The following is a 12,275-nucleotide window of genomic DNA, read 5'->3' as shown; positions in this document are numbered from 1 at the left end:
AGCTGCAGTTGGTCCTCGCCACTTGGGCCGGCCACTGCCCGACCTGCCACCGCAACATACCCACACCCAAACGAACCTGACCAAGCCCTACTAGGTGGTCCAGCGCATCAGTGGGGTGGCCGGCAGTCGACTGGTATGAAGCTTCAGATACGAGGAGTCCGGGTGAGCCTGTCCGGCATCTCGACTGGCCGTTCGCTCTCGCGAGTAGGCCGCTCACGATGAGACCCGCGTGGCGTCATTGGCGAATTATTGTGTTTCTTGTCGCACCAGAGGGACGCTGCTCTCGCGGTTGCTGCGCCCGCTCCAAAGATAACCAAGAACAACGCCTCCCCGCCGGCTAGGTAAGCTGCATCTGGCGCCCCGCGCGCCCACCCCACCAATGAATCTACGAACCAGAACGTAAAAAGGTTGCAACACAGGAACAGCAGCCAAAAGACGAGACGCCATAGATTGGCAGGCACTCCATGAAGCGAGCGCAGCAGGAAGAGCCGACGTAGGAGGTTTTCCCGCTTCGGGGGTGCCACCTGCCGTTGGGCAGCTTCAACCGACGCGTAGCATCTGTCCAGCCACTCTTGGGCAGGACGGGAATCCTGGCCTAATGGTCCCAGCAGCTGGCGAGCCTGTATCCACGCGTGGATGAATTGCACCTCCGCCTGGCCCACTTCGACTTGGTGCCGCAGTTGATAATCTAGGCTCTTTCCGCTACGGCGATCTCTAATGACGAGACCCAAGGCGCCCACTGCGGCAGTCGTTAACGGCACCAAGAGCGGAATGATGGACTCAAGAATTTCTTTTCCGGTCATAGGCTTCATTCGCCCCGCTTGATGAATGCACCCCGCGGCAGCAACCCGGCGGTGGCAGGGTCTACACCGAGTGCGCCCCGCGGCCTGGCCGCGGATCTCAACCCGACGACCAATCCTTGCACCGCAGATGCGCGACCACCGGCGGCTGTGCCATAACACCAGGCTGCAACGCCCATGCCGCCCCCGCACCCCGGCGCGATCAAGATCCAGAGTGGATGTGATCGGCCATCAGGGTGGTGCCCCGGAGCCGACCCGCCCGATGGGCAGGTCGGCTCATGTCTTGTCGAGGCGGCGGCGGATTTCGGGCATGGCGCAGTCGGTCACTGCGGCGACGACGCCGTTGGCCGTCCAGTCGATGCGGTCGCGGGGCCGGTCGGTGGAGATGTTCCACCAGGTATCGCGGCCAGCCGCGAGCAGGTAGCCGATGCGGACCGGATCGAAGCGGCGGTCGTAGTGGACGACCGGGTTGGGCCTGGCCGGGAGTCCGGGCCGGTCGGCCCGGTAGGCCTCCCATGCCCGGCGGTCGATCACCGAGACGTTGACCGTGAAATCCAGGGAGTCCGCGGAGTTGAAGCGGGAACCCTGGAAGCCCAGCTGCACCCAGGCCTCCGCGTCCGGCAGCTCGAAGCGCTGCCCGGACAGCCGAGGACCCGTAGCCGCGGGGCGATGCTGTCGCGCAGCATCGCCCGGTACAGCTCCTGAGCCGTTACCGCCTCCTCGTCAGTCATCCGTCTTGGTCTTGGCGACGCCGATCGGGCACGAGGCGCCCCAGCCGGTGGACGGGTCACTAAGCGTCGCGCTCGTGCCGCCGAGGCCGCAGTAGCCGTTGGGGTTCTTGGCCTCGGAGAGGTACTGCTGGTGGTAGGGCTCGGCGGCGTAGAACGGGCCGGCGGGGGCGATCTCGGTGGTGATCGGGCCGAAGCCGAGGGTGGTGAGCTCGGGCTGGAAGGCGTCGCGGGAGGCTTCGGCGGCGGCCTGCTGGGCGGGGGAGTGGGTGTAGACCGCCGAGCGGTACTGGGTGCCGACGTCGTTGCCCTGGCGGAAGCCCTGGGTCGGGTCGTGGGCCTCCCAGAAGGTCTTCAGCAGCGTCTCGTAGGAGATCCGGGCCGGGTCGTAGACGACGCGGACGGCCTCGGTGTGCCCGGTGAGGCCGCTGCAGACCTCCTCGTAGGTCGGGTTCTCGGTGTGCCCGCCCTGGTAGCCGACCAGGGTCGTCCAGACACCCGGGAGCTGCCAGAAGGCGCGCTCCGCGCCCCAGAAGCAGCCGAGGCCGAAGTCGGCGGTCGCCAGGCCCTCCGGGTAGGGGCCGGCGAGCGGGGTGCCGAGGACGGTGTGCAGGTCGGTGAGGGTGAACGGCGGGGTGGTGCGGCCGGGCAGCGCCTGGTCGGCGGTGACGAGAGCGCTCTTGTGGCGGTTGAACAGCAAGGCCTGCTCCAGGTGTCCGGCGGGTCGGGTGTGCGGTGGGTTCAACGCGGGCCGGGGCCGTCGGATTCCGTCCGGGCCCAGGCCGTAAGGAGTTCGTCATCGCTGCGCCCGCCGAAGGTGGGGGCGAGGGCGGCGAGCAGCCGCGCGGCGTACTCCTCGGCGGTGCCGACCTGCGGGTGCTCCTTGCGGAACTCGTCCCACTCGACGCACTCCAGCGGCTCGGCGATGTCCTCGGCGACGACCGCCCGGGTGCCCCACCACTCGTCGCCCGTGCTGAGGAAGACGTCGCGGAGCAGCTCGTAGCGGAGCGGGACGGACTCGGCGAGCAGCACGGCGTCGTAGAGGTCCTTGCCCTGGGCGAAGCCGTCGGTGACCAGCCAGACGATCTTCCAGGCGAGCGAGAGTTCGCGGTCGGCGGTGCGCAGCTCGGCGGGTGCGCCGGTGCCGGCGAGCCGGGGGACGGCGGTGCGGACGGGCTCGGCGGGCAGCGGTTCGGTGAAGACGAAGTCGAGCTGGACGGTGCCCTCGGGCAGGCCGTCGGCCGTCCACGGCAGGACGAGGCGCCGTCCGGGGACGCGGTCGTACGTCCAGATCTCGTCGTGGACGGCCCGGTCGGCATGCAGCCGGACACCGCCGGAGAGCGACTCGGCGGCGGCCGCCAGCCCGGTGAGGAGGCCGTCGGTGCGCGGGTCTTCGAGCTCCCAGTCGGCGGGGGTGACGACGAAGTCGAGGTCGCCGGGCTCGCGGGCGGCCGCGCCGTACCAGGCGGTGAGCAGCACGGAGCCGCGCAGCACGAGGTGGTCCGCCCAGGGGGAGGCGGCGACGGCGGCGAGCACGGTGTCGAGGGCCTCGCGCCGGGCGGCGTACCAGCGGGCACCGGCGGCGGGGTCGGAAAACTCCGGGTCGCCGGCCCGCATCGCCTTGACGTAGCCGAGCAGCGAGGGGTCGAAGACCGGCCGCTGGACGACGCCCTCGCCGGCCACCGGCCGGATCGAGCGCGGGAGTTCGAGGCCGGCGAGTTCGGTGTCGGTGGGTGCCGCGTGGGGCAGGCTGAGCTGTTCGCTCCAGGGGCCGTAGCCGAGGTTCTGCCAGGATCCGGTCATCGGGTGGGCCTTTCGTCGGCGGCCGGGGCGGCCGGGGCGGCGGTCTCGGTGATCCAGCCGGCGTCCAGTGCCTCGGCGGTGTCGAGGACGGCGAACTCGCGCTCCACGGAGGCGATCCGGTGGCCGTCCAGGGCGGCGAGCAGGGCGTCGAGCCGGCGGCCGGCGGTGGCGCTGCCGACCAGGCGGCAGCGCTGGGTGACGAACCATTCGAGCTGCCCGTCGGGCCGGGCGCGGCGGGCGTTGCGGGAGAGGTGGGCGTCGTGCCGCTCGGCGAGGGCGGCCAGCGCGGGCCCGGGGTCCTCGTCCAGCAGCAGTTTGACGTGGTGTTCGAAGTAGAAGGCCGGGCCGAGCGCCCGGGCCTGCTCGTCGTCGGCGGGGACGCCGTCCGTCCAGGGCGCCGCCTCGATCTTGGTGCGCAGGACGTCGAACCCGGCGGCGCCCGCCGCCGAGGCCGTCCGGTCGGCGAGCAACCGGGCCTCGGCGAGGGTGCCGGCGGTGGTGAGGGTGAGCATCGGCTGCCGCGGGACGGCCCCGCGGGACAGCTCGATGTCGACGACCTTGAGGCCGTGCTCCGCGGCCCAGGCGGCGAGCGCCCGGGCCTGCGGCGGCGCGACGGTCAGATGGATCTCGAAGTCGCCCCGGAAGCCGGGGCGGACCTGGGTACGGGCGTTGGGCACCCGGGCATCCTGTCAGCCGCTGCCGACAGTGCCGCCGACCGCGCTGCCGGCGGCGCTCGCTGCGGCGGAGCGGTTCGGCGCGGTGGGGCGGCCGGCCTTCTCCCAGCCGACCAGGGCGCGGTTGCGGACCTCGCAGAACCGGGCGACCCGGTCGCTGCTGTAGGACCACGGCTGGCAGCCGATGTACCGGCCGGCCAGCCGGAACTGCTCGACGGCCTCGGCGTACCGCTCGTCGAAGGTGAGCGCGTAGGCGAGCAGGTGCCGCATCCGGGGGACGCGGTGGTCGTCGGCGGGCACCGTCTGCAGGGCGGCGAGCAGCCGGTCCGCGGCGGCCCGGGCCTCGGGCGTGCGCCAGGCCGCGTAGGTGTCCTGGGTGATCTCCAGCTCGTGCAGCGCGAGCAGCGGCAGGCCGGCGAGCAGGCTCTCCGGGGGCGCCGCGGCGGCGGCGCGCCCGGCGAAGTCCGTCATCAGCTCGTGCGAGCCGCGCCACTTGGCACACCAGTACTGCAGGGCGTTGAGGTGCGCGGTGAAGAGGTGCGGCGAGCGACGCACGACCTCCTGCCACACCGCGTCGAACCGCTCGTGGCTCCAGCCGAGGCCCATCGCGACCGGGATCCGTTCGGCCCACGGGGCCGGGTCCTCGGGGGCGAGTTCGGCGGCCCGGTCGAAGGCCTCCTCGGCCTCGCCCAGGATCCGGTGGAAGGAGGCGAACTGCTCGCGGCTGACCTCCGAGGCCCGCAGTGAGCTGCGGACGTTCCAGGCGAGGCCGACCAGGGCGGTGGCGTGGACGATCGCGGCGTCCGGGGAGTCCGGCTGCTCGGCGCGCCAGGCCCGCAGCCAGCCGTCCTCGTCGGCGGCGCGTTCGGCGAGGTCGCGGATGCGCAGGTGCCGCAGCTCGTGGTCGTCACCGGCCTCCGCGAGGTGGGCGGCGAACGGCCGCCAGTCCCCGGCCTCGGCGGCGGCCGCGGCGCGCTCGGCGGCCTCGTCCGATGCGTCCGGGGCGGTGCTGCGGGAGGCGTCGAGGTCGGCCCGGGCGGGCAGCCCGAAGGCGGTCGGGTCGAGGTGGGCGGCGCCGCTGCGGGCGTCGGCGATCTTCCGGTTCAGCTCGGCGGTGCGCCGGTTGGCGAACCAGGTGACCAGCTTGGCGAGGACGAAGATCAGTACGGGGATCAGCAGGATGAGGCGGGCCATGGGGCGGGGGCGGTCCTTGCGGTCGGATCGGCGGGGGCCACGGGCGGGGAGAGGAGGGCTACTTCCGCAGCGGGTCGGCGGAGGCGGCGGGCACGGACGGCGCCAGGCCGGCCCCGGCGAGCAGGGCGCGCAGCGGGCCGGTGTCCGGGGTGTCGGTGACGGCGGCGTCCAGCGCGGCGGGCAGCTCGTCCTCCCGGCCGCCGGGCAGCCGCAGTTCGGCCGGCTCGGACCAGGAGAACTCCCAGCGTGCGAGGCCGGCCTCGGCGAGGGCGGCCACGGCCGTCCGGGAGAGCGCGGTGCGCAGCACCGGGCGCAGGAACTCGCGGGCGGCCCGGCCCGTCGCGGCGGCGGGCTGCTCGCTGCGCGGCAGCCGGGCGGCGAGGTCGAAGCCGCGGCCCGCGTCGACGGCGTCGAGCAGGGCGTCCAGGGTGGGCGGCAGACCGCTGTCGGCGAGGGCCCGGCGGACCGGCCCGGCGGCCTCGTGGGCCCCGGCCAGGCCGGCGGCCCGCAGGAGCTCGGGCCAGTCGAGGCGCTGCTTGGCCGCGGCCTCGGGGACGAGGGTGGCGGCCTCCAGGGCGGCCAGAGTGAGCTCGGGGTCGCGCAGCAGGGCGAGGGCGGGCCCGCCCTCGCCGGTGGTGCGGCCGTCGTCGGGCAGGGCCTCGACGGCGGCGATCCGCCGGTCGATCGGCGGGTGCGAGTCGTAGGGGTCGGCCTCGGTCTCGGGCAGGCCGAGCTCGTCGAGCTCGCGGCGGCGCTTCGGGTCGGCGAGCAGGTGGGCGAGGCCGCCGTAGAACTGGCCGGGCAGCGGCAGCGCGCCGGCGTCCCAGCCGAGGGTGGCGTAGCGGTCCAGGTAGAAGCCCTGGGCGGCGTCCAGGGCGGGGATGCGGCGCAGCGCGGCGGCGGTGGCGGACCGGCCGGCGATGGCCGCGGCCGTCCGGTCGGCGGCGTACTCCTGACGGCGGCTCACCGCCTCGGAGACCCGGAAGTAGAGCTTGGCGTACAGGGTGAAGACCTTGGCCAGGGCGCGCTGGACGCCGCCTCCGGCCTCCTCGCCGGAGGCCGTCCTGCCCTTGGCGAGCCGCCGGGCGTCCTTCGCGGCGATCTCCGCGGCCTGCTCGGCCTGGTGCCGGTCGGCCCGCTGGTGGAGGGTGCCGATGGTGTGCAGGATCGCGCTGCGCCCGGCGACGGTGACGCCGGCCAGCCGGACGTCGCGGTTGCTGTAGTGGCCGAACTCGTGCGCGAGGACGGAGTCGAGCTCGTCCTCGGTGAGGCCGATCAGCAGCGGGGCGCCGATCACCAGGTGGCGCCTGCCGGGGATCAGGCCGAGCAGCCGGGTGTCCTCGCGGACGCCGGCGTTGACATCGGGCACGAGGCGGATCTCGGCGGGGCCGCGGACCCCGGTGAGCTCGGCGATCCGGTCGACGCGGGCCCACAGCCCGGGCTGCTGCTCGCGGGTGACGGGCAGTCCGCCGTCGGTCTCGCCGCGCGGACGGCGGGTCAGGAAGACCACCCGCAGCACCGGGTAGGCGACCACGGCGGTGAGTGCCCAGATCTTCAGCAGACCGGCGCTGACGTGGCCGAGACCGGAGTACAGCGCGATGTCGAGGCCGAGCAGGCCGAGCACGATGGCCGCGGCGAGCAGGTAGAAGCCGGCCAGCAGGGCGACGGCCAGGGCGGCGCGCCCTGCGGTACTGGCGGCGGCGGGTTGCGGGGTCGTGCCCACGGTTCGGTTCCCCCCGGGGACGGCGATCGGATGTCTCGATCGGGTGTGCGGACGCGCGATCGTAGCGGTCGGACGGGCCGCAGGCGAAGGGATTTCGCAGGCCGGGCCGGGTACGCCGGGCCGCCGTCACCGGCGCCCGCCCGGGCCTCGCAGGGGCCGCCCGGTCCGCCCCGCCGCACGGGGCACACGCTCAGCCCGTGCGGGTGAGCCCCCGCGGACTAGGCTCAGGGCATGACCGAGCACCAGCTTCCCCAGGGCTTCGAGACCCTCGCCATCCACGCGGGTCAGGAAGCAGACCCCCAGACCGGGGCCGTCGTCACGCCGATCTACCAGGTGTCCACGTACAAGCAGGACGGGGTGGGCGGCCTGCGGGGCGGGTACGAGTACAGCCGTTCCGCCAACCCGACCAGAACCGCGCTCGAGGAGTGCCTCGCGGCACTGGAGGGCGGCGCCCGCGGCCTCGCCTTCGCCTCCGGCCTCGCCGCCGAGGACACCCTGCTGCGCACGATCCTCAAGCCGGGCGACCACATCGTGATCCCGAACGACGCCTACGGCGGCACGTTCCGGCTGTTCGCGAAGGTCCTGACCCGGTGGGGCGTGGAGTTCTCCGTCGCCAACACCCAGGACCTGGCGGACGTCCGCGCCCAGCTGCGCCCGAACACCCGCGCGGTGTGGGTGGAGACGCCCTCCAACCCGCTGCTGGGCATCACCGACCTGACCGCGCTCGCCGAGGTGGCGCACGGCGCCGGTGCGCTGCTGGTGGTGGACAACACCTTCGCCAGCCCGTACCTGCAGCAGCCGATCGCGCTCGGCGCGGACGCCGTGGTGCACTCCACCACCAAGTACATGGGCGGCCACTCCGACGTCGTCGGCGGCGCGCTGGTGCTGGCGGACGCCGGCCTCGGCGAGGAGGTCGCGTACCACCAGAACGCGATGGGCGCCGTCTCCGGCCCGTTCGATGCCTGGCTGGTGCTGCGCGGCATCAAGACGCTGGGTGTCCGGATGGACCGGCACAGCGCCAACGCCGAGAAGGTCGCCGAGCTGCTGGCCGGCCACCCGAAGGTCAGCCAGGTGCTGTACCCGGGTCTGCCCGAGCACCCCGGCCACGACATCGCCGCGAAGCAGATGAAGGCCTTCGGCGGCATGGTCTCCTTCCGCGTGCACGGCGGCGAGGAGGCGGCGGTCGAGGTCTGCAACCGGGCGCAGCTGTTCACCCTCGGCGAGTCGCTGGGCGGCGTGGAGTCGCTGATCGAGCACCCGGGCCGGATGACGCACGCCTCGGTGGTGGGTTCGGCGCTGGAGGTGCCGGCCGACCTGGTGCGGATCTCGGTCGGCATCGAGTCGGTCGAGGACCTGCTCGCCGACCTGCGGCAGGCGCTGGGCTGAGTCCCTGCGGCGGCCCGGTCAGGGCCGCAGGCCCGCCGAGTACGACTCCAGTGAGTCGTTGAAGCGGGCCAGCAGGGCGCAGAAGGCCCGCTGCTCGTCGGTGGGCCAGTCCGCCGTCAGGCGGCGCATCAACTCCTCGCGCCCGGCCCGGACTTCGGCGAGCCTCCGGCCGCCGAGCGGGGTCAGCGCGAGATGTACGGCACGCCGGTCGGCCGGGTACGGGACCCGGCCGACCAGGTCCGCCTCGACGAGCGGCGCGGCCTGCCGGGTGACGGTGGAGGAGTCGACGCCGAGCGCCTCCGCGAGGGTCTTCACGCTGGCCGGGCCGTGCCGCTGCAGCTCGTCCAGCAGCAGGTAGGCGGCGCGGTCCAGCGAGCCGACCGCGCCGTGCCGGGCCTGCTCCAGCCGTCGGGCGAACACCGCTACCTGGTAGTGGAGTTGGGTGTGGAGGGGGTCGTTGCCGGGGGCGGCCGGGGGCGAGGGGGTCGTCATCGCGGCTCACGTTCCAGAAGCGGTACGGGTGCTCGGAGCCAGCAGCGTACGCGCGCCGGCCCGACCCGGGAACAGGCCCGGCGCTGCCGGTCGGGGGCTGCCCGCGGCCGTACGCTGATCGGCATGCAGAGCTGGCCGATCACCCTCGACGACGTCCGCGGTGCCCAGAAGATGCTGGCCGGGATCGCCCGGGTGACGCCGATGGAGAGCAGCCGGTACCTGTCCGCGCTGGTGGGCTCGCCCGTCCACCTCAAGTGCGAGAACCTGCAGCGCACCGGCTCGTTCAAGCTGCGCGGCGCCTACGTGCGGATCGCCGGGCTGACCCCGGTGCAGAAGGCCGGCGGGGTGGTCGCCGCCAGTGCCGGAAACCACGCCCAGGGTGTGGCACTGGCCGCCTCGCTGCTCGGCGTGCCCGCCACCGTCTTCATGCCGACCGGGGCCCCGCTGCCCAAGGTGGCGGCGACCCGCGACTACGGCGCCCAGGTGCGGCTGCACGGCGCCACCGTGGACGAGGCGCTGCGGGCGGCGCAGCGCTGGTCGGAGGCGACCGGCGCGGTGTTCATCCACCCCTTCGACCACTGGGACGTGGTGACCGGCCAGGCCACGGTGGGCCTGGAGATCCTGGAGCAGTGCCCGGAGGTGCGCACCATCGTGGTCGGGGTGGGCGGCGGCGGGCTGATCGCCGGGATCGCGGCGGCCGTGAAGCCGCTGCGGCCGGACGTGCGGGTGGTCGGGGTGCAGGCGGCGGGCGCCGCCGCGTACCCGCCCTCGCTGGCGGCCGGGCACCCGGTGACGCTGCCCCGGATCGGCACGATGGCGGACGGGATCATGGTGGGCCGGCCCGGCGACATCCCGTTCGAGGTGGTGAACACGCTGGCCGACGGGGTCCGCACGGTCTCCGAGGACGCGCTGTCGCGGGCGCTGCTGGTCGGCCTGGAGCGGCTCAAGCTCGTCGTGGAACCGGCCGGGGCGAGCCCGATCGCGGCCCTGCTGGAGCAGCCGGAGTCCTTCGAGGGCCCGGTGGTGGCGGTGCTGTCCGGCGGCAACATCGACCCGCAGCTGATGATGCGGGTGCTGCGGCACGGCCTGGCGGCGGCCGGCCGCTACCTCTCGCTGCGGGTGCGGCTGGCGGACCGGCCGGGGTCGCTGGCCGACCTGCTGGCGGTGCTCACCAGGGTGGACGCCAATGTGCTGGACGTGGCGCACGTGCGGATCGACCCCCGGCTGGGGCTGGCCGAGGTCGAGGTGGACCTGCACCTGGAGACCAAGGGGCCGGAACACTGCGCGGTGGTGACCGGTGAGCTGCGCGCCGCGGGGTACGTGGTTTCCCAGTAGGACCGGCCGGCGCGCGCGGGGACGCGCGCCCCCCGACCCTTGACGCGATATATCGCAAGATGCAATCCTCTCGCGATACATCGCGAGATTCGGGATCTGCCCGGCCGGGCACCTGTGTGACGATCAGACGACATACCGGACAAACAGGAGATGAGGCAGGCCATGGCGCCAGCCATCCAAGCCGAGAACCTGGTCAAGACCTTCGGTGACGTCCGCGCCCTCGACGGCGTCAGCCTGGACGTCCCCGAGGGCACCGTGCTGGGCCTGCTCGGCCCCAACGGCGCGGGCAAGACCACCACCGTGCGGGTGCTCACCACCCTGCTCCGCCCCGACTCCGGCCGTGCCGCGGTGGCCGGCGTGGACGTGCTCGCCCACCCCAACCGGGTCCGCAGCCTGATCGGCCTCTCCGGCCAGTACGCCGCGGTCGACGAGTACCTCACCGGCCGCGAGAACCTCCAGATGGTCGGCGAGCTCTACCAGATGAGCGCCCGCGACGCGAAGGCCCGCGCACGGGAGCTGCTGGAGTGGTTCAACCTCTCCGAGGCCGCCGACCGCACCGCCAAGACCTACTCCGGCGGCATGCGCCGCCGTCTCGACCTCGCCGCCGCGCTGGTCGTCCGCCCGCCGGTGATGTTCCTCGACGAGCCGACCACCGGCCTCGACCCGCGCAACCGCCTCGCCCTGTGGGAGGTCATCGAGACCCTCGTCGACCAGGGCACCACCCTGCTCCTCACCACCCAGTACCTGGAGGAGGCCGACCGCCTCGCCCACGACATCGCGGTGGTCGACCACGGCCGGGTGATCGCCCGCGGCACCGCCGACGAACTCAAGGCGCAGATCGGCGGCGAGCGGATCGAACTCGTCGTGCACCGCAAGGACGAGGTCGCCGAGGCCCTCGCCGCGCTCACCCCGTACGCCAGGGGCGAGCCGGCCGTGGAGCGCAACACCCGGCGGATCACCGTCCCGGTCAGCGGCGGCTCCAAGGTGCTCGCCGACGTCATCCGGGAGCTCGACACCCGGTCGATCGAGATCGACGACATCGGCCTGCGCCGCCCCACCCTCGACGACGTCTTCCTGTCGCTCACCGGCCACGCCACCGAGGCCGAGGAGAACGGCGACGGGCAGCAGCAGCCCAGGGGCCGCCGCGGCCACGGGAAGGAGAGCTGAGATGGCGACCACCACCACCGAGCACGCCATCGGCCAGGCCGTGCCGCGCCAGCGCGCCGGCGTCGCCGCGATCCTGCACGACTCCTGGGTCATCGCCCGCCGCAACCTGCGCCGGATGCTCCGCATCCCGGAGATCGTGGTCTTCGGGCTGATGCAGCCGGTGATGTTCGTGCTGCTCTTCTCGTACGTGATGGGCGGCGAGATCCAGATCCCGGGCACCCAGGCCAGCCAGGACGCCTACATCCAGTTCCTGATGGCCGGCATCTTCGCGCAGACCGTCACCTTCGCGGTCGCCGGCGCCTCGGCCGGCATCGCGGAGGACATGACCAAGGGCCTGGTCGACCGCTTCCGCTCGCTGCCGATGACCCGCTCGGCCGTCCTGGTCGGCCGGACCCTCGCCGACCTGGTGCAGACCGCCTTCATCCTGCTGGTGCTCGCCCTGGTCGCGCTGCTGGTCGGCTGGCGCATCCACGAGGGCTTCTGGGAGGCCCTCGGCGCGTTCGGGCTGCTGCTCCTGCTGGGCTACGCCTTCTCCTGGATCGGCGCGCTGATCGGCCTGTCGGTCCGCAGCCCCGAGGCGGCCACCTCGGCGGGCCTGATCTGGCTGTTCCCGCTGACCTTCATCTCCAACGCCTTCGTGCCGATCAGCTCGATGCCGGACTGGCTCCAGCCGATCGCCTACTGGAACCCGTTCTCGGCGACCGTCCAGGCCTGCCGCGACCTGTTCGGCAACCAGGTCGGCCCGGTCGACGACGCCTGGCCGATGCAGCACGCCGTGCCGGTGTCGATCGTCTGGTCGCTGGTGATCACGGCCGTGTTCTCCTGGCTGTCGGTCCGCAAGTACCGCTCCGCGGCCGGCTGACCCGCGGGCGGACACAGCAGAGGGGCGGGGGGCGCGCGGGGGGGGGGGGGCCCCCCGGGGGGGGGGGGGGGGGGGCCCCCCGGGGGGGGGGGGGCCGTGAAAATAAAAACC

11 protein-coding genes are annotated in these 12,275 nt (G+C 73.4%); 4 read left to right on the top strand and 7 right to left on the bottom strand.

All coding sequences use genetic code 11. From position 1 onward, the window contains the following. Positions 1-1,076: 1,076 nt before the first annotated feature. The 6 genes from AB0P35_RS39915 to AB0P35_RS39890 form a co-directional block, all read right to left on the bottom strand. Entirely contained in the window at positions 1,077-1,445 is a 369-nt protein-coding gene (locus AB0P35_RS39915; protein WP_363521089.1) for a DUF4304 domain-containing protein, read from the bottom strand. 78 nt (positions 1,446-1,523) lie between these two features. Beyond that, positions 1,524-2,228 (bottom strand): peptide-methionine (S)-S-oxide reductase MsrA, encoded by a 705-nt coding sequence (gene msrA, locus AB0P35_RS39910; protein WP_363521087.1) that lies wholly within the window; start codon positions 2,226-2,228, stop codon positions 1,524-1,526. 41 nt (positions 2,229-2,269) lie between these two features. Then, a complete protein-coding gene (locus AB0P35_RS39905) occupies positions 2,270-3,331 on the bottom strand; it encodes a nucleotidyl transferase AbiEii/AbiGii toxin family protein (protein WP_363521084.1) in 1,062 nt (353 codons plus the stop codon). Then, a complete protein-coding gene (locus AB0P35_RS39900) occupies positions 3,328-4,008 on the bottom strand; it encodes a hypothetical protein (protein ID WP_363521082.1) in 681 nt (226 codons plus the stop codon). Before AB0P35_RS39900 ends, AB0P35_RS39905 begins: the two co-directional genes overlap by 4 nt. 12 nt (positions 4,009-4,020) lie before the next feature. After that, complete coding sequence (locus AB0P35_RS39895; protein ID WP_363521079.1) at positions 4,021-5,199, bottom strand: hypothetical protein; 1,179 nt, start codon at positions 5,197-5,199, stop codon at positions 4,021-4,023. A 58-nt stretch (positions 5,200-5,257) separates the two neighbouring features. Beyond that, positions 5,258-6,922, bottom strand: a complete 1,665-nt coding sequence (locus AB0P35_RS39890; protein WP_363521076.1) for a M48 family metalloprotease — start codon at positions 6,920-6,922, stop codon at positions 5,258-5,260. A gap of 231 nt (positions 6,923-7,153) precedes the next feature. Between AB0P35_RS39890 and AB0P35_RS39885 the strand changes: the two genes are divergently transcribed. After that, the gene (locus AB0P35_RS39885) at positions 7,154-8,308 is read left to right on the top strand and encodes a cystathionine gamma-synthase (protein ID WP_095873387.1); all 1,155 of its coding nucleotides are present in this window, start codon (positions 7,154-7,156) and stop codon (positions 8,306-8,308) included. 18 nt (positions 8,309-8,326) lie between these two features. Here the strand turns inward: AB0P35_RS39885 and AB0P35_RS39880 are convergent, their stop codons facing one another. Continuing rightward, positions 8,327-8,800 carry a MarR family transcriptional regulator gene (locus AB0P35_RS39880; RefSeq protein WP_095873386.1) on the bottom strand — a complete coding sequence of 158 codons (474 nt, stop codon included), beginning with the start codon at positions 8,798-8,800 and terminating at the stop codon, positions 8,327-8,329. A gap of 123 nt (positions 8,801-8,923) precedes the next feature. Here AB0P35_RS39880 and ilvA point away from each other — a divergent pair, with 123 nt between their 5' ends. From ilvA to AB0P35_RS39865, 3 genes are all read left to right on the top strand, one after another. After that, positions 8,924-10,135, top strand: a complete 1,212-nt coding sequence (gene ilvA / locus AB0P35_RS39875; protein ID WP_363521072.1) for a threonine ammonia-lyase — start codon at positions 8,924-8,926, stop codon at positions 10,133-10,135. A gap of 162 nt (positions 10,136-10,297) precedes the next feature. After that, the gene (locus AB0P35_RS39870; RefSeq protein ID WP_363521069.1) at positions 10,298-11,302 is read left to right on the top strand and encodes an ATP-binding cassette domain-containing protein; all 1,005 of its coding nucleotides are present in this window, start codon (positions 10,298-10,300) and stop codon (positions 11,300-11,302) included. Between the two features lies 1 nt (position 11,303). Continuing rightward, on the top strand, positions 11,304-12,164 hold the full coding sequence (locus AB0P35_RS39865) for an ABC transporter permease (RefSeq protein WP_363521067.1): 861 nt from the start codon (positions 11,304-11,306) through the stop codon (positions 12,162-12,164). Positions 12,165-12,275 lie beyond the last annotated feature (111 nt).

This window comes from Kitasatospora sp. NPDC085879, assembly GCF_040686255.1.
Lineage (GTDB): Bacteria > Actinomycetota > Actinomycetes > Streptomycetales > Streptomycetaceae > Kitasatospora.
This window is presented reverse-complemented; position numbering and strand designations above follow the sequence as displayed.